Source organism: uncultured Luteimonas sp. (genome assembly GCF_947492465.1).
Classification (GTDB): Bacteria; Pseudomonadota; Gammaproteobacteria; order Xanthomonadales; family Xanthomonadaceae; genus Luteimonas.
The window spans coordinates 98,892-124,790 of sequence record NZ_CANLNF010000001.1 but is presented as its reverse complement, the minus strand read 5'-3'; the positions used below and the strand labels follow the sequence as shown (position 1 = coordinate 124,790).

Genomic DNA, 25,899 nt, shown 5'->3' with positions numbered 1-25,899 from the left:
GGTGGTGGTTTGCGGCCTCAGGCCGACTTGAGCGTGCCCTTGGGCAGGACGTTGCCGACGGCACCGCGCTGCACGCGGATCTCGACGCGGTCGGCGATCTCGATGGTCACGAAACTCTCGCCCAGCGCGCGCACCACCCCGGCGATGCCGCCGCTGGTGATCACCTCGTCGCCCACCGCCAGCTTGTCGAGCATGGCGCGGTGTTCCTTCTGCTTCTTCATCTGCGGGCGGATCATCAGGAAGTACATGACCGCGAACAGGATCAGGAACGGGAGCACGGCACCCATCAGGCCGGGGCCGGCGGGCGCGCCGGCGGCCTGGGCATGGGCCGGGGCGATGAGCAGGTCAAGCAGGTTCATGGCGACATCCGTCGGAAAAAATAGCGGGGAATTATGCCACGGCCCCGCCGCGCCCCGGCGCGGGGCCGCTTCGGGGCGCCCGGCGCGGCGGACCGGCCGCGGAAGGCGGGCGCCGCAGCGCCGGATCCGCCTGGACGACCGGCGGGAGCAGGCCCGGGGCGGAGGCTCAGCGTGGCTGGCGCAGCGCGTGGAAGGACTCGCGGAAGGTGGCGAAGGTTCCCGCCTCGATCGCCGCGCGCATGTCGGCCATGAGCTTCTGGTAGTACCAGAGGTTGTGCAGGGTGCCCAGGATCGGCCCCAGCATCTCGTTGCAGCGGTCCAGGTGGCGCAGGTAGGCGCGGCTGTAGCCGCCGGCGCAGGCCGCGCAGCCGCAGCCCTCCTCGATCGGGCGCAGGTCCTTTTCGTACTTCGCGTTGCGCACGCGCACCACGCCGGTGGAGGTGAAATAGTGGCCGTTGCGCGCGTTGCGGGTGGGCATCACGCAGTCGAACATGTCCACGCCGCGGGCGACGGCCTCGACCAGGTCCTCCGGCCGGCCCACGCCCATCAGGTAGCGCGGGCGTCCGTCCGGCAGCTGCGGGCAGGTGTGCTCGAGCATGGCGTTGCGCTCGTCCTCGGTCTCGCCCACCGCCAGCCCGCCGATGGCGTAGCCGTCGAAGCCGATCGCCTTCAGGCCCTCGGCCGAGCGCGTGCGCAGGTCGTGGTGCACGCCGCCCTGGACGATCCCGAACAGCGCCGCGTCGTTGCCCTCGTGGGCCTTCCTCGAGCGTCCGGCCCAGCGCAGCGACAGTTCCATCGAGCGTTCGACCACGCGCTTGTCGACCGGCTTGCCGTCGACGTTCACCGGCGGGCATTCGTCGAAGATCATCACGATGTCGCTGCCCAGGACCTTCTGGATGTGCATCGACTCTTCGGGCCCGAGGAACACCTTCGAGCCGTCGGTCGGCGCGGCGAACGTCACCCCGGCCTCGGTGATCTTGCGCCGGTGCGCCAGCGAGAACACCTGGAAGCCGCCCGAGTCGGTGAGGATCGGCCCGTCCCAGCGCGAGAAGTCGTGCAGGCCGCCGTGCGCCTCGATCACTTCCAGGCCCGGCCGCAGGAACAGGTGGAAGGTATTGCCCAAGATGATCTGCGCGCCGAGCTCGCGCACCTGTCCCGGCAGCACGCCCTTGACCGTGCCGTAGGTGCCGACCGGCATGAACGCCGGCGTTTCCACCACGCCGCGCGGAAAAGTGAGCCGGCCGCGGCGCGCGGCGCCATCGGTGCGGAAAAGTTCGAACTGCATGCGGGACATGGGAAGTCTGGAATCGGAAATCGGAGCGGTGGAGGGAGCACGGGCGACCGTCGCGGCGCCCACTGCCGCCGGCGCGGCGGGGATCGCGCTGGCGCGAATGGCGGTGGAGCCCGGCGTCCGCGTCGGGACGGGCGGATCGCGGGGCACGGCGCTCCGCTGCCGTTGCCACCGCGCGGGCGCGGGCGAAGCTGCCCATTGTAGGACGCCGCCCCGGCGGACATGGCGGATGGCGGGCCGGTCGCGTGGACCGGACGCGCCCGGGTTCGCGTACCGCAACCGGATGGCGCATGGCGGATGGCGGCTAGTGCCTGCGGCGATGCGACGCATGGCCGGCGCATTATCACCCGCCTGCCCGGCTGCGCCCCCCGCGGAACGCAATCCCGGTCGTTACGGAAAGCGCACCAGCGCCGCGTCCGCCAGCCGCAGCCGCAACGTCGTCCCCGATGCCGGCGCGGCGTCCTCCGGCAGGTCGGCCTCCACCGTCTCGCCTCCGTCCAGCCGCAACTGGGCAACGCGGCCCGGCCCGCGGAAACTCACGGCCAGCACCAGCGCGTGGATCGGGCCCTGCGGATCGACCAGCAGCCGGTCCGGGCGCAGCAGCACCCGGCCGCCATCGGGTAGGCCCAGCGCCGCGGCCGCCAGCACGCAGCCGCGACCGATGAACCCGGCCACGAACGGGTCGGCCGGCCGGGCGTACAGCGTCGCCGCATCGGCCCACTGCAGGATCCGGCCCTGGTCCATCACCCCGATCGCGTCGGCCATGGCGAAGGCCTCGGCCTGGTCGTGGGTGACCAGCAGCGCGGTGGTCGCGGTGCGGCGCAGGATCGCGCGCAGTTCCGCGGCCAGGTGCTCGCGGGTATCGATATCGAGGTTGGAGAACGGCTCGTCGAGCAGCAGCAGCGACGGCGACGGCGCCAGCGCGCGCGCCAGTGCCACGCGCTGCTGCTGGCCGCCGGACAGCTCGTGCGGCCAGGCGTCCGCGCGGTCGGGCAGGCCGACCAGTTCCAGCACTTCGGCCACCCGCGCCTCGCGCTCGCGGCGCGGGCGCCGGACCAGGCCGAAGCCGACGTTGCGGGCCACGTCCAGGTGCGGGAACAGCGCGTAGTCCTGGAACATCATCCCGATCCCGCGCTGCTCGGGCGGCACGGTGGAACCGGTCGCGGACAGCACCCTGCCGTCCAGCACCACCTGCCCGGACTGCAGCGGCTCGAAGCCGGCGATCGCGCGCAGCACCGTGGTCTTGCCGCAGCCGGACGGGCCGAGCAGGCAGCCGACCTCGCCGCGCGCCAGCGACAGCGACAGTCCGTCGACCACGGTGCGCGGCCCGGCGGGCGTCGGATAGGCCACGCGGATGTCGCCGACCTGCAGCATCGCCGCTGCTCCCGTGCCGCTCATCGCGCCGCCACCTCGCGTCCGTAGGCCAGGCCGGTGCGCGCCAGCAGGATCACCGGCAGCAAGCCGGCCAGCACGATCAGCAGCGCCGCCACCGCGCCATCCTCGTAGGCGCCGCGCGCCGCATCGGCATACAGCCAGGTGGCCAGCGTCTCGAAGTTCAGCGGCCGCAGCAGCAGGGTGGCGGGCAGTTCCTTCATCGCATCGACGAACACCAGCAGCGCCGCCGCCGCCAGCGCCGGCCGCAGCAGCGGCAGGTGCACGCGCCACAGCATCGCGCCCGGCGCCTGGCCCAGGCCGCGGGCGGCCTGGTCGAGCGACACCGGGATGCGCGCCAGGCCGGCTTCGGTGCCGCCGGCGGCGATGATCGCGAACCGCAGCGCGTACGCCAGCACCAGCGCCGTGACCGAACCCATCAGCAGCATCCGCGGCCCGATACCCAACCACTGCAGCGCCAGGTTGGCGCCGTCGTCGAACCAGGCCAGCGGTGCCAGCAGCCCGATCGCCAGCACCGTGCCCGGCACCGCGTAGCCGAGGCTGCCCACGCGCAGCGCGACGGCGGCCAACCGCGGCGCGCGGCGCGCCTGCGCCAGCCGCAGCGCCCAGGCCAGCACCAGCCCCGCGGCCACGGTCAGCACGGTCGCCAGCGCCGCGACGCGCAGCGTGTTCCAGGCGCTGGACCAGAGCATCGGCGACACGCCGTCGCCCTGCCCCAGCCGCTGCCAGGTTTCGGCCAGCAGGTAGGCGGTGGGCGCGACGAAGCCGACCAGCACCGGCAGCGCCGCCAGCGCCAGCGCCAGCCAGGCCATGCCGCCGCGCAGGCGCTGGCGCTGCATCGGGCGTGGCCGCAGCGTGCTGGCATAGCGCTGGCGGCTGCGCCCGTGACGCTCCAGCGCGATCAGCGCCACCACCAGCAGCAGCATCGCCAGCGCGATCTGCGCCGCGCCCGGCAGGTCGCTGCGGGTGATCCAGGTGGTGTAGACCGAGACCGTGAGCGTCTGCACGCCGAGGAATTCCGACGCGCCGATGTCGTTGAGCGTCTCCAGCAGCGCCAGCGCGGCGCCGACCGCGATCGCCGGCCGCGCCAGCGGCAGCGCCACCCGCGTGAACAGCGCCACGCGCCCGGCCCCCAGCGTGCGCGCGGCCTCCAGCAGGCTGGCGGCCTGGGTCATGAACATCGCGCGCGTGGTCATGTACACATACGGATACAGCACGAACCCCAGCAGCACGATGCAGCCGGCCAGGCCGCGGATGTCGGGCAGCCTGAAATCGCGCGGACTCGCCACCCCCAGCAGCGCGCGCAGCCCCGACTGCAGCGGCCCCAGCGGATGCAGCAGGTCGAGATAGGCGTAGGCGACGATGTAGGTCGGCACCGCCAGCGGCAGCAGCAGCGCCCAGGCCATGACGCCGCGCCCGGGGAACTCGTAGGCGGTCACCAGCCAGGCCGCGCCGGTGCCGATCGAAACCACCAGCGCGCCCACGCCCAGCAGCAGCAGCGAGGTGTTCCACGTCGCCCGCGGCAGCACGTGGCCGGCGATGTGCGACCACAACCCCTCGGAGCCCTGCGCCGCCGTCCACGCCAGCGCCAGCAGCGGCAGCACCACGGCCACGGCGAACACGATCGCGGCCAGCAGCCAGCCGTCCGGGCGCGGCCACGCACGCGAGCGCGGGCGCGGCGCGGCGGCGGCCACGGCGATCATTGCGGTCGGGTCAGCGTGCATCGGCCGGAGTCGTACTGCGCTCGGCAAGACCGGCCGTCGGGACCGGGCCAGCGCCGGAATCCCGGACCGCGTCCGCTTCGATCAGTTGTCAAACCCCACCCGGTCCACCAGCTCGCTGGCCTGCCTGCGATGCCGGGCCACCTCGGTCAGCGGCAGGGTGTCGACCTTCATCTCGCCGAAGCTGGCCACCACCGGGTCGAGCTCCACCCCGGCCTTCACGGGGTACTCGTAGTTGGCCCGCGCGTACAGGCTCTGGGCCTCGTCGGAGACGAGGTATTCGAGCAGCTTCACCGCGTTGTCGCGGTTGGGCGCGTGCAGCGCCACCGCCGCCCCGCTGATGTTGACGTGGGTGCCGCCGTCGGCGGCGCTGGCGAAGGTCGGGCGGACCACCTGGATGGCTTCGCCCCACTGGTGCTGCTCGCTGCCGGGCTCGGCATTCTTCATGCGGCCGACGTAGTAGGCGTTGGCGATGCCGATGTCGCAGATGCCGGCGAGGATGTCGCGGGCCACGTCGCGATCGCCGCCGGCGGCCTTGCGCGCCAGGTTCGCCTTGACCCCGCGCAGCCAGGCCTCGGTCTTCTCCTCGCCGGCGTGGGCGATCATCGCCGCGATCAGGCTGGTGTTGTAGGGATGCTGGCCGGAGCGGATGCACACGCGTCCTTTCCACTGCGGATCGGCCAGCTGCTCGTAGGTGAAGCCGTCGAGCTGCAGGTCCTTGTCGGCGTAGAGGATGCGGTCGCGCAGGGACAGCGCGAACCATTGGCCGTCCGCGCCGCGCAGGTGCGCGGGGATGGCGTCGGCGAGGGCCTGCGATTCGACCGGCTGGGTCTGGCCGTTGTCGACCAGGTCGAGCAGGTTGCCCGTGTCGACCGTCATCAGCACGTCGGCCGGCGAGCGCTGCCCTTCCGCGCGCACGCGCTCGAGCAGGCCGTCGCGCACGAACACGGTGTTGACCTCGATCCCGGACGAGGCGGTGAACGCCTCCAGCAGCGGCTGGATCAGCCCCGGCTCGCGGGTGGTGTAGAGGTTGACCTCGCCCGACGCAGCCGGCGCGGCGTCCGCGGCCGGAGCCGGCGGCGTCGCCGCCTCGCGCTGGCCACAGGCGGCCAGCAGGACCAGGACCGCAAACACGGGCGCGCGGACGACAGGGGCAAGACGCATCATCGACTCCTCGGATCGGGGCGGACGCGGCTGGCCGCGCCCGGAAATGAGAATTGTACTCATCCGCTTCGACGCAGGCACGGGCCCGGGGCAATCCGGGCGTCCGGTTCAGTCCCGGAACGCGTCCCCGAGCAGCAGCATCGCGTCGCCATAGGAGAAGAAGCGGTAGCGCTGCCGCACCGCGTGCGCATAGGCCGACAGGATTCGTTCGCGGCCCACGAACGCCGACACCAGCATCAGCAGGGTCGATTCGGGCAGGTGGAAATTGGTCAGCAGGGCGTCGACGCTGCGGATCCGGTAGCCGGGGAAGATGAAGATGCTGGTCTCGCCCGTATGCGGATGCAGCTCGCCGCCGGCCATCGCGCTTTCCAGCGCCCGCACCACGGTGGTGCCCACGGCCACCACGCGGCCGCCGGCCTCGCGCGTGCGCCGGATCTGCGCGACCAGACCGGCGCCCACGTTGAGCCACTCGCTGTGCATGGCGTGCTGGTGCAGGTCGTCGGCCCGCACCGGCTGGAAGGTGCCCGCGCCCACGTGCAGGGTGACGTGGCCGGACTCGATGCCGCGCTCGCGCAGCGCCGCCAGCAGGGCATCGTCGAAATGCAGGCCGGCGGTAGGCGCGGCGACCGCGCCGACCTCGCGCGCGAACACGGTCTGGTAGCGCTCGGCGTCGTCGCGGCCCGGCTCGCGACGGATGTAGGGCGGCAGCGGCAGGCGCCCCGCGCCGAGCAGCCACGACTCCAGCGCGCCTTCGACCTCGAACTGCAGATGGTAGAAGCCGCCGTCGCGATCGAGCACTTCGGCCGTGCCGCCCGCGTCGAGCGCGATGCGCGCACCGGGCTTCGGCGACTTGCTCGCGCCCAGCTGCGCACGCGCCCGGTTGCCCGGCAACAGGCGCTCGATCAGGATCTCGACCCGCCCGCCGGTGTCCTTCTGCCCGAACAGCCGCGCCGGGATCACCCGGGTGTCGTTGAACACGAGCAGGTCGCCGGGGCGCAGCCAGTCGCCGAGTTGGCGGATCGTCGCGTCCAGCAGCGGCGCCTCGCCCGGCGGCACCACCAGCATGCGGCTGGCCGAGCGTTCGGGCAGCGGCTCCTGCGCGATCAGTTCGGGCGGCAGGGCGTAATTGAAATCGGATTTCTTCATCGGGGAATTGTAGGTCGGCGCCCGGGGCGGCGCGGGCGAAGGGTCGTCAGCGCTGCGGCGCATCTGGGGCGGACGCGGGGGGCTGGTTCCACACAGCCCGCCTGCAAGCGGGGGACGTGGCGGCGGCTTGCCCCCACCCCACCGCTTGCTTTGCAAGCGGTTCCCCCCTCCCCCGCGGGGCGGAGGAGGGGCGGTGGCGTCCTCCGCCTGCGGCGGAGGACGCTTACCTTTCGAATTTGGTCGACAGGATCACCGCCGAGGTCGTGCGCTCCACCCCGTCGATCGCGCCGATGCGGTCGGTCAGCTCGTCCATGTCCACCACCGTGGGCACCACGCCCATCGCCACCAGGTCGTGGGCGCCGCTCACCGAATGCAGGCTGCGCACCTGCGGCATCTCGTGCAGGGCCTGCACCACTGCCGGCATCTGCTTGGGCAGCACGGTGATCAGGATGTGGGCGCGGATATGGCCGCGTTCGACCTCCTCGTCCACGCGCACCGTATAGCCGCGGATCACGCCCTCGCGCTCGAGCCGCTCGATCCGGCTCTGCACGGTGGTGCGCGACAGGCCGAGCCGGCGCGCGATCTGCGCGGTGGAGGCGCGTGCGTTCTCCCGGAGGGACGACAGCAGTTGGGCGTCGGCGGGCGTGATCTTCATCATGTGCGCAATTGGCTCGGCGATTCGCCGAAATCATACGGAATTCTGCGCAAATCCACCCTGTCTTGCGACGAAGGGATCGAGATAATAGGAACCTAATCGCCGTTCGCGGCGTCCCCACCCGACCGTGGCGTCCCGTCCCAGGCGCGCCGCGGCACGTTCCAGGAGAAGCGCCGATGTCGATCACCACCGCCCTTGCCCCCCTGCGCGCCCATGGCGGCCAGCGCCGCACCAGCGGACTGGACGACGCCACTCTCGAACGGCTGGCCCCGACCCATCCCGAACTGGCCGAGGCGATCGAGGCCGCCGCCGCCGAATACGCGCGCATCCGCGACGACTTCGCCGACCTGCTCGAGCTCGACGAATCGGCCCAGATCGAAACGGTGCAGGCCGGCTACGTCAATTTCTACGCCACCGACGCGGTCAACCCCTACGTGGCGCTGACCGCACGCGGCCCCTGGATCGTCACCCTCAAGGGCGCGGTGGTCCACGACTCGGGCGGCTACGGCATGCTCGGCCTGGGCCATTCGCCTGCGGCGGTGATCGAGGCCATGGCCAGGCCGCAGGCGATCGCCAACGTGATGACGCCCAACCTGTCGCAGCTGCGCCTGGACCGGGCGCTGCGCCGCGAGATCGGGCACAGCGCCGGCGGCTGCCCGTTCGCGCGCTTCCTGTGCCTGAATTCCGGCTCGGAGGCGGTGGGCCTCGCCGCGCGCATCGCCGACGTCAACAGCAAGCTGATGACCGACCCGGGCGGGCGCCATGCCGACGCGAAGATCAAGCGCATCGTGGTCAAGGGCAGCTTCCATGGCCGCACCGAGCGCCCCGCGCTGTATTCCGATTCCACCCGCAAGACCTACCAGCAGCACCTGGCCAGCTTCCGCGGCGAGGAGTCACTGATCGCGATCGAGCCCTACGACGCCGACGCGCTGCGCCGCGCCTTCGCCGATGCCGAACGTAACGGCTGGTTCATCGAGGCGGTGTTCCTGGAGCCGGTGATGGGCGAAGGCGATCCCGGGCGCGCCCTGCCCCGCGCGTTCTACGACGCCGCGCGCGAACTCACCAGCGCACACGACGCACTGCTGCTGGTCGACTCGATCCAGGCGGGCCTGCGCGCGCACGGCGTGCTGTCGATCGTCGACTACCCCGGCTTCGAAGGTTGCGCCGCACCGGACATGGAGACCTACTCCAAGGCACTCAACGCCGGCCAGTACCCGCTGTCGGTGCTCGCCGTGAATGCGGCGACCGCCGCGCTCTACCGCACCGGCGTGTACGGCAACACCATGACCACCAACCCGCGCGCGCTCGACGTGGCCTGCGCGGTGCTGGACGCGATCACGCCGGAACTGCGCGCCAACATCCGCGAGCGCGGCCGCGAGGCGGTGGCCCGGCTCGAAGCGCTCAGGACGGAGATGGGCGGCCAGATCACCGGCGTGCAGGGCACCGGCCTGCTGTTCTCCTGCGAGCTGTCCCCGCAGTTCAAGTGCTACGGCGCTGGCTCCACCGAGGAGTGGTTGCGCGAGCATGGCATCGGCGTGATCCACGGCGGCGCCAACTCGCTGCGCTTCACCCCGCGCTTCGAGACCACCACCGACGAGCTCGAGCTGCTGGTGTCGATGGTCGGCAGGGCCCTGCGCGAAGGCCCGCGCCAGAAGGCGGCCGAAGCCGCCTGAGACGGCGCGCTCCGCGCGCTCCCCCACCCCGGCCCTCCCCCGCAAGCGGGGGTGGGAGCGGGGCCGGTTCCGGGGAGCAGCGTTGCGCCTCGCCCGTCTGGCCGCGACGTGTTGCCACGCCCGCGTAGTGGCATCTCCCTCTCTGATCTCGGCGCCCTCCCCGCTCTCGGGTCACGACATCTCGCCCCCGTCGCGGCGCACACCCGCTCTTGGCTCATGACGTTTCGCCCCCGGTCACGGCGCACGCCCGCTCGCGGATCGCGACGTTCCCCCTTCTGGTCGCAGCACCGTGCCCGCTCTCGGTCGCGGAGTTCCGCTCCCTCCCCCGCGTGCGGGGGAGGGTTGGGGTGGGGGCGACCGCCGCCGCGATGTCCGGACAGCCCTCAGTGCCCCACGTCGGCAAACCGCCCCAGCGCCTCCCGGACCAGCGCACGCGCCTCGGCCGCGTCGCCGAACCCGTCCAGCACCACCGCACCACGTCCTCGCGGCAGGTCCTTGTAGATCCGGAAGAAGGCCTCGATGCGTTCGCGCTCGGCCTGCGGCAGGTCGCCGATGTCGCGGATGCCGGCGTACGTCGGGTCCACCGCGTCGACTGGCACGCCGATGATCTTCTCGTCGCGATCGCCCTGGTCCGTCATCCGCAGCACGCCCACCGGGCGGAACCGGACCAGCGTGCCGGGGTGTAGCGGCGCGCGCGTCAGCACCAGCGCATCGAGCGGATCGCCGTCGCCGGCCAGGCTGCGCGGGATCGATCCGTAGTTCGCCGGATACGCTACCGGCATCGACACGAAGCGGTCCACGTAGACCAGGCCGTCGGCGCCGATCTCGTACTTGGTGGCGCTGCCGGACGGAATCTCCACGGCCAGCAACGCCGAGTCCGGCGCGTCCGCAGGCTGCATGGCGAGGAAGGGATGGCGCACCTGCGCCTGCGGCGGCGGTTTGGCGACTGCCGCCGGCGGCACCCACGGCAGCAGCAGTGCGGCGGCCAGGCACCAGTCGCGGGCGCGGCCCGCGCGACCGCGCGCGCCATCGTGAGCGGCGATTCCAGTGTCCATGTCGGCGGTCACTCCCAGCAGCGGTCGGTCCGCCCCTTCAGCGTCCGCGCGCGCTGGCACAGGCGCGGGGCGATGCGCCCATCGGGCTGCTCGACCAGGCGCCGCGAGGTCCCGTCGCCGACCAGCTCGAACGCGTCGTACAGCCGCCCGGTGGCCGTGCGCGCCTCGTAACGCAGGCGATCGCCCTCGATGCGGATCACCTGGAACAGCTGGGTGTCCTCCGCCACCGGGTCCATGGTCTCGCGTGCGCCCGCCGACAGCCGGTACTGCTTGGCGCCCGCGACCGACACGGCAAACACCGGCAGTCGCCCGCCTTCGTCCCTGCGCCGGCCGTAGACGTGGTCGTGTCCCTGCAGCACCAGGTCCACGCCGCGGCGCCGGATCACCGGCAACAGGTGCTCGCGCAGTGCGGCGTTGTCGCGTCCGGCGCGCGGCGAGTAGAACGGCTGGTGGGTCATGACGATGCTCCACCGCTGCGGGTTGCCCGCCAGCACGCCGTCCAGCCAGCGCGCCTGCGCCCTGGCGGTGTCCAGGTCCAACGCGGAGGTGCCGTCGAGCACCGCGATGCGCACGTCCTGGTAGTCGAACCAGTAGCTCGTGCGCTCCGCGCCCGGTGCGCCGTTGCCCGGCAGCGCGAACTGGACTGGCCAGTGGCTCCCCAGGACGCGGCGCTCGCGCGGGGTGTCCTCGAATTCCTCGAAGTACTCGTGGTTGCCGGCCGCCGGCGCGACGGCCATCGAGGTGGGCAAGGCGCCCGCGGCCTCGAACCATTCGCCCCACTCGGTGTCGTCCTCGCCGTCGCCGCCGCTGACCAGGTCGCCCGCGAACAGCGCGAGCCGCGCCTCCGGCGCGTGGCGCATCGCCTCGCGCAGCACGCGCGTGCCCAGGCTGACGTTCTTGTTCTGGGTGTCGCCGAAGTACAGCAGGGTGAGCGGGCTGCCCGGCGCGGCTGCGGTGCGGATGTGGTGCCAGGCGCTCCAGGTGCCGCCGCCCTGCACGCGCCAGGCGTACAGCGTATCGGGCTGCAGCCCGTCGACCTCGACGCGATGGTGGTGCGCGGTGCCGTTCTCCGTGCGCAGTTCGCGGGTTCCGGCGCGGATCCGGCGCGGCTCGCCCAGGTCGGGGGAATCGCCGGCTTCCACGATTTCCAGCAGCGGCGAATCGACCGCGCGGCTGGTCCGCCAGGCCACGGAAAGTCCGCGCGCCGCATCCTGCGCCGGAGAGGCGACGATGCGGTCGGGGAACACGTTGGCCACGTAGTGCCGCATGCCCGCGGGCACGCGCGTGTTCGGCTCGGGCGCACGCCCGTCCTCGCGCGCGGCCAGCGGCGTCAGCGCCAGCAGCGCGGCCAGCGCCAGCGCGCCAGCGGCGCCTTGCCTCAGCGCGCGCACGCCGGCAGCTCGAGGGCGGCGGCGATGTCGCGCCAGTCGAACGCGGCCACGGCCGCATCCAGGTGGGAGGCGTAGAACACGCCTTCGGGGAATCGCGAGTCGCCGCGCGGGTCGAGCCACACGCCATCGGTCAGGCCCGTGACCTTGCCGGCGAACGAGCCGACGTGCGCCAGGCTGGTGCGGTCGAACAGGTGGAACACGGTGCGGTCGGCGAACTGGTCGCTCGCCACCCACCAGCCGCTGCCGTCGCGACAGGACATCAGGGCGATGCCTTCGGCCTGGGCCACGTACTGGCCGGCACCGACGTCGCGTCCGCGGTAGCGGCCCTGCAGGTCGTACTCGCGCAGGCGGGTGCCCGTCGGCACGTCTTCCTCGGCCACCAGCAGGCGGTCGTGGTCGACGTCGCCGAACAGCGATTCGGGGACGCGGATCGCGCCGGCGGCACCGGTATCGCCGAAGGTCCCGGTTTCGCGTGCGCTCCAGGTTCCGGCGCGCTCGCTGACCTGGTAGCGGCGGAAACGCTGCCCGAGCTCGGCCAGTGGCGGCACGATGTCGTCGCCCTGCGCGTCCTCGCCGGCCATGTAGGCGTCGCTCACCAGCACTTCATAGCCGTTCCCGTGCGGGCGCACCCACAGGCCGTAGGGCTGCCGCAGCCCGTCCTGGCCGAAGGCCAGCAGCGGCTCGAGACTGGGCAGCGCGAACGCCTGCACGCGGCGGTTGTCGCGCTCGACCACGAACAGCACGCGGTCGTCGACCGTGGCCACGCCGTTGGGCCGGCGCAACCGGCCCGCGCCGTCGCCGCTGCCGCCGACGCTGCGCAGGCGCGCGCCGGTGGCGCCGTCGTACACCACCAGCTGGTCGGTGGCCTTGGCGGTGGCCACCAGCATGCGGCGACCGTCCTGCATCCAGCTGGCCGGCGAATCGATGTTGTCGTCCGGGGTGGACGCGGTGACGAAGGCTTCTTCGACGACCACGTGCGGCACGTCGTGGTCGCGCAGCAGGACATCGTCGTCCTCGTACTCGTCGGGTTCGCGGTCCGCGACGGTGCTGCTGCCGGCCGCGGGCGACGCCACGGTGGCCGGGCCGGTGGAACAGGCGGTGACGGACAGGAGCGCGAGCGCCAGCGATAGGGTGCGGATGTCGTGGGTCATGGATCCCGGAACGCGGTCTGCAAGGAAGCTGGGATCGTATGAAGCAAATATGACATTCCGGAGAAACGCGGGCGCGCGCCCCGCTCCACGGGCGACCTGGCGTGGCCACTGTCATGGCAGCGACATATCGCGGGGTGAAAGTTTCGTCGATTTTTCACCCGAAGACCCGACACATGACACGTCACGCACTGGCCATCGGCCTGTCACGCGCCCTCGCCTGCGCCCTGCTGCTGCCGTCGGCCGGCGCACTGGCCGCTCCCGACACCGCCCCCGGCACCGCCATCGACGCCGCCGCCGAGCCCAAGGACCTGGACGCGGTGGTGGTGCAGGGCGAGATCGCCTATCGCAACCGCACCGACGACACTGCACCGGTGCTCAGCTACGACCTGGAGTACTTCCAGCGCTTCGAGCCCAACACCGTCGGCGACATGGTCAAGCGCCTGCCGGGCGCGGCCTTCGTCGGCTCCGACATCATGGAATACGACGGCGTCCAGCTGCGTGGCCTGGGCGGCGGCTACACCCAGGTGCTGATCAACGGCAAGAAGGTGCCCGGCGCCGGCGACGACCGCTCGTTCTGGGTGGACCGCATCCCGGCGGAGATGGTCGACCGCATCGAGGTCCTGCGCAGCAACAGCGCCAACCGTTCCGGCGACGCAGTCGCCGGCGCGATCAACATCATCCTGCGCGATGCCTACGAGTTCGATGGCGGCTATCTGCGCCTGGGCGTGAACCGGTGGCACGACGGCGAGGTCAATCCGACCCTCGGCGCGGTCGCGAGTGGCGAAGCCCTGGGCGGGCGCCTGCTGGGCGGCATCAACGTGCAGGACCGCTACCGCGGCAAGTCCAAGCGCTCGGACCGCTACTCGGACCCGACGATGGCCAAGCTGGTCAGCTGGGAGGACCAGGAGGAAGTGAAGGACGGCCGCGACTACTCGGGCAACGTCTCCTATACCGTCGATGTCGGCGAGACCGGTCGCTTCAGCGTCGACGGCTTCTACGTCAAGACCGACCGCGAGATCACCGAGGTGTCCTTCGAGGAGGAGTACGACGACGGCGAGGTGATCACCGCCAACGTGCCCGGCTTCTCCACCGTCGACCAGAAGAACTGGGGCATCGGCGCCGAGTACCGGTTCGACATGGCCGGCGGCACCACGGAGCTGGACCTGGACTACGCGCGCTTCGAGGACAGGAGCATGGAGTCCGAGGAAGCGCACGCCTACGTCGACGGCGAGTGGGACGAGTCCGAGGCCGAACGCCTTGACATCGACGCCAGCGATGCCGAGACGAGCTTCAGGCTGGCGCACAAGCGCGTGGTCGGCGCGGCCGGGATGGAGTTCGGCGTCGACTACCGCGCCAAGAAGCGCGAGATCGGCCACGCCTACTACGAGTTCGCCGCCGACGCCGAGGGCGACCCGGTGGTGTACGCGCCCGACACCACGATCGGCAGCCTGATCGAAGAGCGCCGCATCGATCCCTACCTGATGTTCTCCGGCAAGGCCGGCGTGCTCGCGTGGGAAGCCGGCCTGCGCTACGAGACCACCGACTCCGACGTCGAGTCCAGCCAGGACGGCGATACGACCCGCGTGTCCAGGGACTACAGCGAGCTGCTGCCGTCGATGCACCTGAAGTGGGACCTGACCGACGCCGATCGCCTCAGCCTGTCGCTGGCCCGGAGCATCAAGCGTCCGAACTTCAACGAACTGATCCCCGCGCTGCTCGACGGCGAGTACGGCGACAACGACTACGTCGGCAACCCGGATCTCGCGCCCGAGACCGCCAACGGCCTCGACCTCGGCTACGAGCGTCGCCTCGGCCGGCGCGGCGTGGTCGGCGTCAATGTCTTCTACCGCGACGTCAAGGACCTGATCGAACTGGTCAACACCGGCGAACCCAGCGAGGAAATGCGCGACGCCTGGGAAGACATGGTCGAAGACGGCGACTACGCCACCGTCGAGGAGGCGATGGCCGCCGAGCCGGCCGAAAGCTGGCTGTTCACCTCGGGCAACGTCGGCGACGGCAAGGTCTACGGCGTCGAGTTCGACCTGTCCACTCCGCTGGGCGCGATCGGCCTGGAGCACACCGGCGTGTTCCTCAACTACGCCTGGGTCCAGTCGAAGGTGGACGACTTCATGGGCGAGCGCCGGTTCAACGACCAGGCCCGCTCCGCCTTCAACGTCGGCTTCATCCACGACCTGCCGGCTGCCGGCGCCAGCTTCGGCGTGTCGTACCGCAAGCAGGGCGATGCCTATACGCGCATCGTCGGCGAGGAGGTCACCATCCGCTACGGCGCGGACCTGGAAGCCTTCGTCGAGAAGCGGTTCGGCGACAGCGTGTCGGTGCGGCTGTCGGCCTCGAACCTGCTCGATGCCTCCAAGGACGAGGTCTTTCACAAGTTCGACACCATCGGCGACCAGCTCGATCGCGATCACGACGAGTACGAGCTCGAGACCGAGGATGCGGGTCCGAGCTACCAGCTGGTGATGCGCTGGGCGTTCTGAGCGCCTCGCAGCGCGACCACCGCGGGCCGGCGCATGCCGGCCTGCGCCTTTTGTGGCTCCGTCGCGATTGATGCAGACTTCCGGCATCCAGTTCCGGGCCTGCCGCCATGAAGACCGTCGAAGTCCGCCATCCGCTGGTCCAGCACAAGATCGGCCTGCTGCGCGATGCCTCGCTCAGCACCAAGGCCTTCCGCGAACTGGTCACCGAACTGGGCACGTTGCTGGCGTACGAGGCCACTGCCGACCTCGAAACGGAGGCGGCGACGATGCCGGGCTGGGCCGGCGACGTCGCGGTGCGCCGCATCGCCGGTGCCAAGATCACGCTGGTGCCGATCCTGCGCGCGGGCCTGGGCATGCTGCCGGGCGTGCTGGCGCTGATCCCCGCGGCGAAGGTGAGCGTGGTCGGACTGCAGCGCGACGAGCAGACCCTGCAGCCGGTGCCGTACTTCGAACGCCTGACCGGACGCCTGGACGAACGCGACGCGCTGATCCTCGACCCGATGCTCGCCACCGGCGGCACCCTGGTCGCCACCGTCGGCATGCTCAAGCGTGCCGGTGCGCGGCGGATCAAGGGCATCTTCCTGGTCGCCGCGCCCGAGGGCCTGCGCGCGCTCGAGGCCGCGCACCCGGACATGGAGGTCTACACGGCCTCGATCGACGAGCGCCTCAACGACAAGGGCTACATCCTGCCCGGCCTGGGCGACGCCGGCGACCGCATCTTCGGCACGCGACTGGACTGAACCCGCGCGGGGCGCGCGCGCCGACCGCAAGTCCGGCCGGCTTCCCAGCCCGTGCCTATCGCGCGGCGCCGGCTGCACTCCCGCCGTCGGCGGGGCCGGCGCCGGCCGTCGCTGCTGGCGTCAGCGACTCGATCGCCGCCGCCACGTACACCAGCGGCGCGTTCCAGTTGATCGCGATCTCGTTGCTGGCATAGCTGCACGCGTGGTCGATCCACGACAGCGCCGGCAGCGCGGACGGATAAGGCACCGGGCAGTCGCCGGCATCCTGCTGGCGCGGGTTCGGCCCGCCCGACAGCAGGCCAGGCACCGGCTCGGAGATGCCGTCGGCCTGCGAGGGGCGGTGGTGGATGTGCATCGGCGTGCGCAGGCCGTGGCCGGTGACGAACGAAACGCCCAGCGGGTTGCGACCGAGCACGTAGTCCAGCTGCGACTGGGCCGCATCGAGGTATTCGCGCCGCGGCGACAGCCGGTAGCCCTGCACCAGCATCAGCGCCTGGTTGAGCGCCTGCGCGCTGCTGCCCCAGACGAAATCCTCCTCCTGCATCGCCACGCGCCAGGCGGACCCCTGCGAGATCGCCGCCAGCCGCGCCGCCAGGCCCTCGACGCCGCGCGTGATGCGTGCGCGCATGGCCTCAGGCAGGCGCTCGCGATGGCGTGCCAGCGAACTCCAGCCCAGGCTTCCCACCTGCGCCCACGAGGGCACCACGGGCGTCGTCGCGTGGCGGTCGAACGTCTCCAGGTAGGTCTCGTCCCCGGTCAGCAGGAACATCTCCGCGGCCGCCCAGGCGAATTCGTCGTCCAGCGCAGCATCGCCGTAGGCGCCCGTCTGCACGTCGCCGGGTTGTCGATACACGACGTCCGGATGCGCCTCCGCCCAGGCCCAGGCGGCCTTCGCCACCGCGCGCATGCGCGCCGGTTCGCCGGGATACTGCGCCTCGTACGGCGCGTACACGCGCGCGGCCATCGCCATCACCGCGGCCAGGTCCAGGGCCGCGGCCGTGGTCTTCTGCACCACGTAGCGCGGCTCGCGCGCCGCTTCGGGCATCACCGCGCCGTCGAAGCGCAGGTTGGTGAGCTTGTGGTACACGCCGCCATCGGCCGGGTCCTGCATCTCCAGCATCCAGCGCAGGTTCCACCACGCTTCGTCGAGCAGGTCGGGCACGGCATTGCCGCTTTCCGGAATGCCGGCATCGCGGGCGCGGAAGAACTCGGGGAAGTCTTCCCACGCCGCCAGCAGCGTGTACAGGGTGATGCCGGAATTGACCACGTACTTGTTGTAGTCGCCCGCGTCGTACCAGCCGCCGGGCGCGGAGATCACGCTGCCCGCCGGCCGCGCAGCGCTCGCCGCCGAAGCGTGCACCTGCACCTGCGTGTCCGGGTGCCCGGCCGCGCGCGCGTGCCGCCCTGCATGCGCCGCCTCGAGCGCGGTGCCGGCGCGATTGAAGTAGAACCCCTTGAGCGCGGCATCGGCCAAGTCCGCATAGGGCCGTGCGGTGACTACCAGAGGGTCCGATCGCAGGGATCCGTCCAGCCGCAGCCGGTAACGCCCCGCAGGCAGGTCGCTGAGGTCGGCGATGGCCGCACTGCGGCCGGCGGGACGCCACACCGCCGCAGGCCCGAGCTCGCCTTCCAGCACCACTTGCCCGTCGCCCTCGCCGATGACGTCGAATCGCCCTGCGGCCCGGCCTTCCACCACCGCCAGCTTGGAGGCGCCGGGGTGGAACCCGATCTGGTTGAACCGGACCTGTGGCGTGGCGGCGGGGGGATCGGCGGCGCCGTCATCGGCGATGGCGGGAATGGCGGGCAGCAGGGCCAGCGCCACGGCGCAGAAAAGTGCGGAGGGTGTATGCATGTCCCGATGCTGGCTGCGATGCCGGGGGCATGCAAGGGGGCCGCGGCAGGCAGACCGATCCGGCTGGGCCGGCAGATGCCGACCCAGCCGAACCTGCGCTTGCATCCAGCATCTCCCTGCGGCACCGCTCCTGATGGCATCCGTCCCTGGAGCCGACGCGACCACGGTGCAACACTCGGCGAAACGGCCCCAGCAAGCAACGGGCCAAGGGGTCGAAAAGACGACAGTATCGCTGACAGTCCAGAATCACTATAAACAAAATCAACTAGTTGCAAAATAATGCCAACGAAGCTGGACAAGCGTTGTCAATGTTACTGACCAGACAGTATCGCTGACACAACCGCACCGCCGTGCTATATCAATAGCGCTTTGCAAAGGAACACCGGGATGAAGCTGAGTACCCGCATCCGGACGTCACGGGTGCGTGCAGGCCTCTCGCAGGCCGAACTGGCCGAAGCGCTGGGCGTGAGCCGCAGCGCCGTCGGCAACTGGGAAAGCGCCCGTGGCGGCGTGCATCCCTCCAGCGAGCGGCTCGCCGAACTGGCGCTGGCCACGGGCGTGTCCTACGAGTGGCTCGCCACCGGCCGCGGCACGCCGATGACGCCCGTCGACGGCATTCCCGCGGCCGACGCCGAGTTCGTCGACGACCTGGTCGAACGGCGCCTGCTGCAGGGCTTCCGCGCCTGCGGCGAACCGCTCAAGCAGGCGATCCTGGTGCTGGTGGAGGCGCAGCTGCCGGCGCTGCGCGCGCGTCGCCCGCGCGGCGGAAGCTGAAGGACCGGGCCGAATCAGACCAGCTGCAGGGCGAGCATCTGCCACAGCCCCGCCAGCGCCATCGCCAGCAGCAGCACGAAGGTCAGCAGGGTTCCGGCAAAGCGTCCGAACGAATAGCCCGGCGACGCGCCCAGCCCGATGGCATGCAGCACGCGCGCTGCCAGCAGGCCGAGGCCGCAGGTCCAGACCAGGGCCGGCGCGCTGCCGCACAGTTCCAGCAGGGCCAGCAGCAACAGCGACAGCGGGACGTACTCGGCGAAGTTGGCGTGGACCCGCACCCGCAGCGACAGCCCCGCGTCCCCACCGCTGCCCACGCCGATCCCTGTCGCACGCCGACGCAGCACCACGCGCAGCGCCAGCGCCACGTACAGCAGCGCGTGCAGCGCCGCGATGAACAGGCTGATGCGGGGCGTCACGGCGCCGCCTCGGACAGCGCGCGCGCGGCCAGCCGTGCGTGCTGGTGGACGGCGGTGAAGCGGCCGCGTTCGTCGCGCGCGAGCTGGGCCAGCGCGATCTCCGGGTCATGGGTCAGGAACAGGTGCACGTCGCGCGCGAGCTTGTCCTCGAGGAACGCCTGCTTCTCGTCGATCAGCAGTTCCGGGCAGCGGTCGTAGCCCATCGTGATCGGGACGTGCACCCAGGGCAGGCCCGGCACGAGATCGGCGCAGAACACCACGCCTCCATGCGGCAGCCCGTCGCGCTGGTCCGGGCCGAGGATCTCGGCCAGCATCATGCCCGGCGTATGCCCGTCGCTGTAGTGGAAGCGCACCGCGTCGCCGAGCGACGGCGCGCGGTCGTCCTCGACGAATTCGATGCGGCCGCTGGCCTCGAGCAGGCCCGGCAACTCCGGGATGAAGCTGGCGCGGTCGCGCGGATGCGGATTGCAGGCGCGCATCCAGTGGCGGCGGCCGATCACGAAGGTCGCGTTGGGGAACAGGAGTTCCGGGCCGCGTCCTTCCGCCCACGGCGCCAGCAGGCCGCCGGCGTGGTCGAAGTGGAGGTGGCTCAGCACCACCACGTCGATGTCGCCGTGTTCGAAGCCGGCCTCGCGCAGCGAATCGAGCAGGACATGCCGGCTCTCGGCCACGCCGAAGCGTTCGCGCATGTCCGGATCGAAGAATGCGCCGATGCCGGTCTCGAACAGCACCGTCCTGCCGTTGAGCGGCGTCGCCAGCAGCGTGCGGGTGGCCAGGCGGATGCGGTTGCGCTCGTCGGGGACCGCCCAGCGCGTCCACATCGTGCGCGGCGCGTTGCCGAACATCGAACCGCCGTCGAGCCGCTGCGAGTTGCCTTCGATCGACCAGAGTTTCATGGCGTGGTTCCTGGGGGCGGACGTCAGCGCGTGCGGGCGCCGCTGCTGTCCACGGCCGCCTTGCCGACGGGATTGCGCGGGTCGCTGCCGCCGTGCAGGGTGTTGCGGCGCAGGTTCCACTCGACCGTCTGCAGGTTGCCCCAGACGTGGCTGGACCCCCGCCCGCCCGCTGCCTCGTCGCCGGGCAGCTTGAGGGCATGGCCGAGCGCGCGCAGCTGCTGCGCCACCTGCGGGGTGAATGCACCGCTCTCGGCTTCGATGACGTCCGGCATCCACTGGTGGTGGTAGCGCGGCAGCGCGGCGACGGCCTGCGCATCCAGGCCGGCGTCGTAGCCGAGGATGCCCAGCAGCACCATGGTGATGATGCGGCTGCCGCCCGGGGTGCCCAGCGCGACGATGCGCTCGCCCGACTGCATGAAGGTCGGCGTCATCGAGCTGAGCATGCGCTTGCCGGGCACAGGCGCGTTGGCGTCGTAACCCATGACCCCGAACGCGTTGGGCGTGCCGGGCTTGAGCGCGAAATCGTCCATCTCGTTGTTGAGCAGCACCCCGGTGCCCGGCGGAACCAGGCCCGATCCGAACAGCAGGTTCACCGTCTGCGTGACGGCGACGCGGTTGCCTTCGGCGTCGATGATCGAGAAGTGCGTGGTCTCCTCGTCCTCCAGCGGCGTCTGCTCGCCCGAGAGCATGTCGCTGGGTGTGGCCCTGGCCGGATTGATCGTTGCGCGCAGGCCGGCGGCGTAGTCGGCGCTGGTCAGCAGGCGCTGCGGCACCTGCACGAAATCCGGATCGCCAAGGTAGAAGGTGCGGTCGCGGAACGCGCGCCGCATCGACTCCACCACCAGGTGCGTGCGCGACGCCTCGTCCAGCGCGTCCAGGTCCCAGCCCTCCAGGATCTGCAGCATCTGCGCCAGCGCGATTCCGCCCGAGGACGGCGGCGGCGCGGTGGTGATGTCCCAGTCGCGGTAGCGGAAACGGATCGGCTCGCGCTCCTTCACCGTGTAGGCGGCCAGCTCCTCCGCGGTCCACTGCCCGCCCTCGGCGTTGACCCCGGCCACGAGCTTCTCGCCCACCTCGCCGCGATAGAAGCCGTCGAAACCCTGCTCGGCCAGCAGCTCCAGGGTGCGCGCCAGGTCGGGCTGTCGGAACAGCGCGCCTTCCTCCGGCGCGACGCCACCGGCCAGGAACACCGCGCGCGTGCCGGGGTAGCGCTCCATCACCTCGCGCCGCTGCTGGTAGCCGCGGGCCAGGCGCGCGTACACGGGAAAGCCTTCGCGCGCGATGCGGATCGCCGGCGCCAGCGAGGTCGACAGCGGCAGCTGTCCGTACTTGCCAGCCACGTGCACGAACGCCGCCGGCAGGCCCGGGATGCCGGCCGACCAGGGGCCATTGACCGCGCGGTCGCGATCGAACGAGCCATCGGCCTTCAGGTAACGCGCCTGCGTGGCCGACGCCGGTGCGGTCTCGCGCGCGTCGATGAACACGTCGCGGCCGCTCGCCGCCTCGTGCAGCAGGAAGAAGCCGCCACCGCCCAGGCCCGAGGAGATCGGCTCGACCACCGAGAGCACGGCCGAAACCGCGACCGCCGCATCGAAGGCATTGCCGCCCGCGCGCAGGGTCTCGAATCCCGCGTCGGTGGCCAGCGCATGCGCCGAGGCGATGGCCGCGCCCGGCGGATGTTCCGGCCGGGTCTCGGCCGCCAGCGCGGACGGGCCGGCCAGCAGGACCAGCAACAGGACGGTGCGCAGCAGCTTGGTCACGGATTCGCCTCCGGCGGTGTGGTGTCGGGGTGGTCGCCCTGCAGGCGCAGCAGCTTCGCCAGCAGCTGCGGCTCGCTCTCGGGATGCTCGGGATCGGAGTCGATGCACTCGACCGGGCAGACCATGACGCACTGCGGTTCGTCGAAATGCCCGACGCATTCGGTGCACAGCGCCGGGTCGATCACGTAGACGGTTTCGCCCTGGGTGATCGCGCTGTTCGGGCAGGCCGGCTCGCAGACGTCGCAGTTGACGCAGAGCTCGTTGATCTTCAGGGCCATGCGCGCATTGTAAGCCCTGCGCCGGGACCGGCCCGTTCCAAGCGTGGGACGCCGTCGCGCGGCCCCGGCGACCTGTTCGCGATTCCCGCCCGCGGGCGCGGACCGGCAGCGGGACCGCCTCTCCCGGCTGGAAGAGGCGGCGTTGCAGCCGCGCCGTGCCGGCGCGGGCGGTGGCCTACTTGGCCTGGACGAACACGTATTCCACGCCGGCCGGCTCGACGGCGGCACGCACGCGGGCGTTGTTGGCCTCGTCGCCGATGTAGACCACGCGCACGCCCTTCATCGTGTTCGGGGTCACCGTCTCGAACGCGGAGACGACCAGGTCGGCGGTCTTGGTCGGATCGAGGCCGGCGTAGGTCAGGATGTTGCCCTTGACGATGCCGCGGGCCACGTCCATGCGCGCCTTGTCGAGGAGGCGGTTGTACTCCTCGGGATCGCTGGGGTTGTCGTTGGCCGGCACGCGGTAGACGTAGGGCTGGGCGGTGATGCCCTCCATGTGGCGCGGCACCTGGTCGTTCAGGTATTCCTGCCACGCGGCCTTGTCGTCGGTGGTCGGCACGGCGACGGGCGCGCGCTCGACCGGCGCGGCCTCTTCCTTCTTGCATGCGGCGAGCGGCAGCACCAGGCAGGCGGCCAGCGCCAGGCTGTTCAACAGTTTCATCTCGAAGACTCCGGGTGTGGTGTGGGGATGACGGTCATCATTCGGCTTCGCGCCGCCATTCGGCCTGCAGGGCCTCGGCCACCGCCGCCGGCACGAAGCCGGAAACGTCGCCGCCCAGGCGCGAGATCTCGCGCACCAGCGACGAGGAAATGAAGCCGTGCTGCTCGGCCGGGGTGAGGAACAGCGTCTCCACCTCGGGGATGAGATGGCGGTTCATGCTCGCCATCTGGAATTCGTATTCGAAGTCGGACACCGCGCGCAGGCCGCGCAGCAGGATGCCGCCGCCCACCTGGCGCACGAAGTGCGCCAGCAGGCAGTCGAACCCCTGCACCTCCACGTTGGAATGGTGCGCCAGAGCCTGGCGCGCCAGCTGCACGCGCAGCTCCAGCGACAGGGTCGGCCGCTTCGACGGGCTGGCGGCCACGCCCACCACCAGGCGCTCGCACAGCGGCGCGGCGCGATCGACGAGGTCGATGTGCCCGTTGGTGATCGGGTCGAAGGTACCGGGATAGACCGCGGTGCGGGTGCGGGCCGGGCTCATGATCGTGTCGGTTCGCAGTCGGTGTCCGGGATCGCGGCCAGTGTAGCAGCGCGGCCCGCCGCCGTTCAGCCGCGCCGGTACAGCGCGTGCCGCGTTTCCCGGGTGCTGCCCTCGCGATGCAGCCGCCAGTCCGCGCCGGGTTCGATGTTGCGCTGCAGCGGCGCTTCGACATACAGCCAGGCCTCGTCGGCCAGCCATGGGCCCAGTTGCGGCAGCACCGACTCCCACAGCCCGGCGGCGAACGGCGGATCCACGAACACCACGTCGAAACGCCCATGCAGCGGCGCGCGCAGGAAGGCGGGCGCATCGGCCTGCACGATCGTCGCCGCCTGCCCGCCCTCGAGCCGGCCGGCCACCGCGCGCAGCGATTCGCACTGGCGCCCGTCGCGCTCCACCAGCAGCGCTTCGCGCGCCCCGCGCGAGATCGCCTCCAGCCCGAGCGCACCGCTGCCGGCGAACAGATCGAGCACGCGCGCGCCCGGCAGCGCCGGCTGCAGCCAGTTGAACAGGGTTTCGCGGGTGCGGTCCGATGTTGGCCGCAACCCGGCCGCATCCGCCACCGGCAGGCGCGTGCCGCGCCAGCGGCCGCCGATGATGCGCACGCTGCCCGGCGCCCGGGTCATGGCGCGGGCGCCGCCTTCTGCACGGCGATGAAGCCGCGCACTTCGTCCTCCAATACCGGCAGCGGCACCGACCCCAGGTTGAGGATGGTGTCGTGGAAGGCACGCTGGTCGAAGCGCGCGCCGAGTTCGCGCTCGGCCTCCGCGCGCAGGTCCAGGATCGTGCGATAGCCCAGGTAGTAGGCCAGCGCCTGTCCCGGCCAGGAGATGTAGCGGTCGACCTCGGTGGCGACGTCGTGGCGGGCCAGCGCGGTGTGTCCGGCGAGGTAGTCGATCGCCTGCTGCCGGCTCCAGCCGTACTCGTGCACGCCGGTGTCGATCACCAGACGCGCCGCGCGCCACATCTCGAAGGTCAGCCGGCCGAACTCCTCGTAGGGCGTCTCGTAGATGCCCATCTGCGTGCCCAGCCACTCGGTGTACAGGCCCCAGCCTTCGCCGTAACCCGAGAAGTAGGTCTGCTGGCGGAAGTCAGGCCGCGCCGGCGCCTCCAGCGCCAGGGCGGCCTGGAAGCTGTGCCCCGGCGCGCATTCGTGCACCACCAGCGCCGGCAGGTTGTACAGCGGGCGCGACGGCAGGTCGTACGTGTTGAACAGGCAGGCGTCCAGGCCACCGCGACCGGAGGTGTAGACCGGCGCGATGTCGTCGGGCACCGGCAGGATCGTGAAGCGGTAGCGCGGCAGCGTGTTGAAGGCGTACTTGAGCTGGCCATCGACCTTCTTGGCGATATGGGCCGCCGTGGCCAGCAGCTCGCGCGGCGTGCGCGCGTAGAACTTCGGATCGGTGCGCAGGTACTGCAGGAATTCCTCGAACGTGCCCTCGAACCCCGCACGCCCCATCACCTCGTGCATCTCCGCCTGGATCCGCGCCACTTCGCGCAGGCCGATCTCGTGGATCTCGCGCGGTTCCATGTCGCGGGTGACGTACTCGCGGACCTGGCTGCGGTAGAACGCGCGCCCGTCGGGCAGGTCGCTGGCCGCGATCGTGGTGCGCGTGCGCGGCATGTAGTCCTCGCGGATGAAGGACAGCAGCTTCGCGTACGCGGGAACCACCTGTTCGCGCACCAGCTCGCGCCCCTGCGCCTGCAGCTGGGTGCGGCGCGGTTCCGGGATCGAGGCCGGCATCGCCTCGATCGAGGCCAGGAAGGGATTGGACGCGTCGTTGCGCGTATAGGGTTCGATGGTGTCGTCCCGGCCCTCGATGCTCACCCGCGGCACGCTCCAGCCGCGCGCCAGACCCTGCCGCATGTTGGCGATGTGCTGGTCGAAGTGCCCCGGCAGCCCGCGCAGCCGGCCGAACAGCCGCTCCCAGTCCGCCTCGCGCGCATAGGGCTGGCGCGGCACCAGGTAGCCCCAGAAGAACGAGTCGCTGTTGAACGGCGCCTCCCAGGTGCGCCAGATGGCCGAGTTGTAGTCGGCCTCGACCATGCTGCGGAACACTGCTGCATTGATGCGCTCCTGCGGCGACAGCGCATCGGGCGCGATCGCGTCGAGCGCGTCGAGCACCTGCTTCCAGTAGCCGGCACGTCGCTCCCAGTCCTGCGGCGCGATCGAGGGCATGCGATCGGACGCCTGCCAGCGGCCATCGATCTTCTCGCGCGCGAACTCCTGCTGGCGCCAGGCCCACTCCTGTGCGTACAGCGCGCGCAGCGCCTCGTCGGCGGCGCTGGCCGGCGCCGCCGCCTGCGCCGGTGCCGCCACCGGCATCTGCGCCAGCGCGCCCTGGCCGAGCGGGAACGACAGGGCCAGCGCAAGCGCGACGGCAAGCGGACGGGCGCGGGACTTCGGCATTGCGGACTCCGGGCGAAGCGATTTCGAGGCCACCGATGGAACCCGATCCGGCCAAGGATGCCAAGGGCCTGCGGTCAC

At 71.4% G+C, this 25,899-nt stretch carries 23 protein-coding genes; 4 read left to right on the top strand and 19 right to left on the bottom strand.

Annotated features, from left to right (window positions below; genetic code table 11):
* Positions 1–17 precede the first annotated feature (17 nt).
* The 7 genes from yajC to Q0863_RS00530 all read right to left on the bottom strand — a co-directional run bounded on the left by yajC (position 18) and on the right by Q0863_RS00530 (position 7,728).
* Positions 18–359, bottom strand: a complete 342-nt coding sequence (yajC, locus tag Q0863_RS00560) for a preprotein translocase subunit YajC (RefSeq protein ID WP_298573615.1) — start codon at positions 357–359, stop codon at positions 18–20.
* Positions 360–525: 166 nt separating this feature from the next.
* Entirely contained in the window at positions 526–1,653 is a 1,128-nt protein-coding gene (tgt, locus tag Q0863_RS00555) for a tRNA guanosine(34) transglycosylase Tgt (protein ID WP_298573614.1), read from the bottom strand.
* Between the two features lie 387 nt (positions 1,654–2,040).
* A complete protein-coding gene (locus Q0863_RS00550) occupies positions 2,041–3,048 on the bottom strand; it encodes an ABC transporter ATP-binding protein (protein WP_298573613.1) in 1,008 nt (335 codons plus the stop codon).
* The gene (locus Q0863_RS00545) at positions 3,045–4,766 is read right to left on the bottom strand and encodes an iron ABC transporter permease (protein WP_298573612.1); all 1,722 of its coding nucleotides are present in this window, start codon (positions 4,764–4,766) and stop codon (positions 3,045–3,047) included. Before Q0863_RS00545 ends, Q0863_RS00550 begins: the two co-directional genes overlap by 4 nt.
* Positions 4,767–4,847: 81 nt before the next feature.
* Entirely contained in the window at positions 4,848–5,927 is a 1,080-nt protein-coding gene (locus Q0863_RS00540; protein WP_298573611.1) for a Fe(3+) ABC transporter substrate-binding protein, read from the bottom strand.
* A 108-nt stretch (positions 5,928–6,035) separates the two neighbouring features.
* Positions 6,036–7,073 carry a tRNA preQ1(34) S-adenosylmethionine ribosyltransferase-isomerase QueA gene (queA, locus tag Q0863_RS00535; protein WP_298573610.1) on the bottom strand — a complete coding sequence of 346 codons (1,038 nt, stop codon included), beginning with the start codon at positions 7,071–7,073 and terminating at the stop codon, positions 6,036–6,038.
* A 223-nt stretch (positions 7,074–7,296) separates the two neighbouring features.
* Positions 7,297–7,728: an Lrp/AsnC family transcriptional regulator gene (locus tag Q0863_RS00530; RefSeq protein WP_298575791.1), complete on the bottom strand. Its 432-nt coding sequence runs from the start codon at positions 7,726–7,728 to the stop codon at positions 7,297–7,299.
* Between the two features lie 176 nt (positions 7,729–7,904).
* Here Q0863_RS00530 and Q0863_RS00525 point away from each other — a divergent pair, with 176 nt between their 5' ends.
* Positions 7,905–9,401, top strand: coding sequence for an aminotransferase class III-fold pyridoxal phosphate-dependent enzyme (locus Q0863_RS00525; protein ID WP_298573609.1), 1,497 nt, complete (start codon positions 7,905–7,907; stop codon positions 9,399–9,401).
* A 383-nt stretch (positions 9,402–9,784) separates the two neighbouring features.
* On the opposite strand, the gene Q0863_RS00520 is transcribed toward Q0863_RS00525, so the two are convergent.
* The 3 genes from Q0863_RS00520 to Q0863_RS00510 are packed head-to-tail and all read right to left on the bottom strand — an operon-like array spanning position 9,785 to position 12,998.
* Positions 9,785–10,456, bottom strand: coding sequence for an inorganic diphosphatase (locus Q0863_RS00520; RefSeq protein ID WP_298573608.1), 672 nt, complete (start codon positions 10,454–10,456; stop codon positions 9,785–9,787).
* A gap of 8 nt (positions 10,457–10,464) precedes the next feature.
* Positions 10,465–11,808, bottom strand: coding sequence for a metallophosphoesterase family protein (locus tag Q0863_RS00515; RefSeq protein WP_298575788.1), 1,344 nt, complete (start codon positions 11,806–11,808; stop codon positions 10,465–10,467).
* Between the two features lie 26 nt (positions 11,809–11,834).
* Complete coding sequence (locus Q0863_RS00510) at positions 11,835–12,998, bottom strand: phytase (protein WP_298573607.1); 1,164 nt, start codon at positions 12,996–12,998, stop codon at positions 11,835–11,837.
* Between the two features lie 173 nt (positions 12,999–13,171).
* Here Q0863_RS00510 and Q0863_RS00505 point away from each other — a divergent pair, with 173 nt between their 5' ends.
* Positions 13,172–15,496, top strand: a complete 2,325-nt coding sequence (locus Q0863_RS00505) for a TonB-dependent receptor (RefSeq protein ID WP_298573606.1) — start codon at positions 13,172–13,174, stop codon at positions 15,494–15,496.
* A 107-nt stretch (positions 15,497–15,603) separates the two neighbouring features.
* Entirely contained in the window at positions 15,604–16,236 is a 633-nt protein-coding gene (upp, locus tag Q0863_RS00500) for a uracil phosphoribosyltransferase (protein WP_298573605.1), read from the top strand.
* A gap of 55 nt (positions 16,237–16,291) precedes the next feature.
* On the opposite strand, the gene Q0863_RS00495 is transcribed toward upp, so the two are convergent.
* Positions 16,292–18,088, bottom strand: coding sequence for a glycoside hydrolase family 9 protein (locus Q0863_RS00495; protein WP_298573604.1), 1,797 nt, complete (start codon positions 18,086–18,088; stop codon positions 16,292–16,294).
* 387 nt (positions 18,089–18,475) lie between these two features.
* Between Q0863_RS00495 and Q0863_RS00490 the strand changes: the two genes are divergently transcribed.
* Positions 18,476–18,862, top strand: coding sequence for a helix-turn-helix domain-containing protein (locus Q0863_RS00490; RefSeq protein ID WP_298573603.1), 387 nt, complete (start codon positions 18,476–18,478; stop codon positions 18,860–18,862).
* A 14-nt stretch (positions 18,863–18,876) separates the two neighbouring features.
* On the opposite strand, the gene Q0863_RS00485 is transcribed toward Q0863_RS00490, so the two are convergent.
* The 8 genes from Q0863_RS00485 to Q0863_RS00450 all read right to left on the bottom strand — a co-directional run bounded on the left by Q0863_RS00485 (position 18,877) and on the right by Q0863_RS00450 (position 25,821).
* Positions 18,877–19,278 carry an MAPEG family protein gene (locus Q0863_RS00485; RefSeq protein WP_298573602.1) on the bottom strand — a complete coding sequence of 134 codons (402 nt, stop codon included), beginning with the start codon at positions 19,276–19,278 and terminating at the stop codon, positions 18,877–18,879.
* Positions 19,275–20,174 (bottom strand): MBL fold metallo-hydrolase, encoded by a 900-nt coding sequence (locus Q0863_RS00480; protein WP_298573601.1) that lies wholly within the window; start codon positions 20,172–20,174, stop codon positions 19,275–19,277. Before Q0863_RS00480 ends, Q0863_RS00485 begins: the two co-directional genes overlap by 4 nt.
* 23 nt (positions 20,175–20,197) lie before the next feature.
* Positions 20,198–21,910, bottom strand: coding sequence for a gamma-glutamyltransferase (ggt, locus tag Q0863_RS00475; RefSeq protein WP_298575785.1), 1,713 nt, complete (start codon positions 21,908–21,910; stop codon positions 20,198–20,200).
* Between the two features lie 20 nt (positions 21,911–21,930).
* Positions 21,931–22,212 (bottom strand): YfhL family 4Fe-4S dicluster ferredoxin, encoded by a 282-nt coding sequence (locus Q0863_RS00470; RefSeq protein WP_298573600.1) that lies wholly within the window; start codon positions 22,210–22,212, stop codon positions 21,931–21,933.
* 175 nt (positions 22,213–22,387) lie between these two features.
* A complete protein-coding gene (locus Q0863_RS00465) occupies positions 22,388–22,873 on the bottom strand; it encodes a hypothetical protein (protein WP_298573599.1) in 486 nt (161 codons plus the stop codon).
* 37 nt (positions 22,874–22,910) lie between these two features.
* Positions 22,911–23,414 carry a pantetheine-phosphate adenylyltransferase gene (coaD, locus tag Q0863_RS00460; protein WP_298573598.1) on the bottom strand — a complete coding sequence of 168 codons (504 nt, stop codon included), beginning with the start codon at positions 23,412–23,414 and terminating at the stop codon, positions 22,911–22,913.
* 65 nt (positions 23,415–23,479) lie between these two features.
* Positions 23,480–24,037, bottom strand: coding sequence for a 16S rRNA (guanine(966)-N(2))-methyltransferase RsmD (gene rsmD, locus Q0863_RS00455; RefSeq protein WP_298573597.1), 558 nt, complete (start codon positions 24,035–24,037; stop codon positions 23,480–23,482).
* Positions 24,034–25,821 (bottom strand): DUF885 family protein, encoded by a 1,788-nt coding sequence (locus Q0863_RS00450; protein ID WP_298573596.1) that lies wholly within the window; start codon positions 25,819–25,821, stop codon positions 24,034–24,036. The genes rsmD and Q0863_RS00450 overlap by 4 nt, the downstream gene beginning before the upstream one ends.
* Between the last annotated feature and the right edge of the window lie 78 nt (positions 25,822–25,899).

Excerpts from the sequence above, each read along its gene's own strand:
- Q0863_RS00470 (WP_298573600.1), bottom strand. The coding sequence starts at position 22,212 with ATGGCCCTGAAGATCAACGAGCTCTGCGTCAACTGCGACGTCTGCGAG.
- Q0863_RS00510 (WP_298573607.1), bottom strand. The coding sequence starts at position 12,998 with ATGACCCACGACATCCGCACCCTATCGCTGGCGCTCGCGCTCCTGTCC.
- yajC (WP_298573615.1), bottom strand. The coding sequence starts at position 359 with ATGAACCTGCTTGACCTGCTCATCGCCCCGGCCCATGCCCAGGCCGCC.
- Q0863_RS00525 (WP_298573609.1), top strand. The coding sequence starts at position 7,905 with ATGTCGATCACCACCGCCCTTGCCCCCCTGCGCGCCCATGGCGGCCAG.
- Q0863_RS00450 (WP_298573596.1), bottom strand. The coding sequence starts at position 25,821 with ATGCCGAAGTCCCGCGCCCGTCCGCTTGCCGTCGCGCTTGCGCTGGCC.
- coaD (WP_298573598.1), bottom strand. The coding sequence starts at position 23,414 with ATGAGCCCGGCCCGCACCCGCACCGCGGTCTATCCCGGTACCTTCGAC.
- rsmD (WP_298573597.1), bottom strand. The coding sequence starts at position 24,037 with ATGACCCGGGCGCCGGGCAGCGTGCGCATCATCGGCGGCCGCTGGCGC.
- Q0863_RS00520 (WP_298573608.1), bottom strand. The coding sequence starts at position 10,456 with ATGGACACTGGAATCGCCGCTCACGATGGCGCGCGCGGTCGCGCGGGC.
- Q0863_RS00495 (WP_298573604.1), bottom strand. The coding sequence starts at position 18,088 with ATGCATACACCCTCCGCACTTTTCTGCGCCGTGGCGCTGGCCCTGCTG.
- Q0863_RS00490 (WP_298573603.1), top strand. The coding sequence starts at position 18,476 with ATGAAGCTGAGTACCCGCATCCGGACGTCACGGGTGCGTGCAGGCCTC.
- Q0863_RS00505 (WP_298573606.1), top strand. The coding sequence starts at position 13,172 with ATGACACGTCACGCACTGGCCATCGGCCTGTCACGCGCCCTCGCCTGC.
- Q0863_RS00530 (WP_298575791.1), bottom strand. The coding sequence starts at position 7,728 with ATGAAGATCACGCCCGCCGACGCCCAACTGCTGTCGTCCCTCCGGGAG.
- tgt (WP_298573614.1), bottom strand. The coding sequence starts at position 1,653 with ATGTCCCGCATGCAGTTCGAACTTTTCCGCACCGATGGCGCCGCGCGC.
- Q0863_RS00550 (WP_298573613.1), bottom strand. The coding sequence starts at position 3,048 with ATGAGCGGCACGGGAGCAGCGGCGATGCTGCAGGTCGGCGACATCCGC.
- Q0863_RS00465 (WP_298573599.1), bottom strand. The coding sequence starts at position 22,873 with ATGAAACTGTTGAACAGCCTGGCGCTGGCCGCCTGCCTGGTGCTGCCG.
- queA (WP_298573610.1), bottom strand. The coding sequence starts at position 7,073 with ATGAAGAAATCCGATTTCAATTACGCCCTGCCGCCCGAACTGATCGCG.
- upp (WP_298573605.1), top strand. The coding sequence starts at position 15,604 with ATGAAGACCGTCGAAGTCCGCCATCCGCTGGTCCAGCACAAGATCGGC.
- Q0863_RS00540 (WP_298573611.1), bottom strand. The coding sequence starts at position 5,927 with ATGCGTCTTGCCCCTGTCGTCCGCGCGCCCGTGTTTGCGGTCCTGGTC.
- Q0863_RS00545 (WP_298573612.1), bottom strand. The coding sequence starts at position 4,766 with ATGCACGCTGACCCGACCGCAATGATCGCCGTGGCCGCCGCCGCGCCG.
- Q0863_RS00480 (WP_298573601.1), bottom strand. The coding sequence starts at position 20,174 with ATGAAACTCTGGTCGATCGAAGGCAACTCGCAGCGGCTCGACGGCGGT.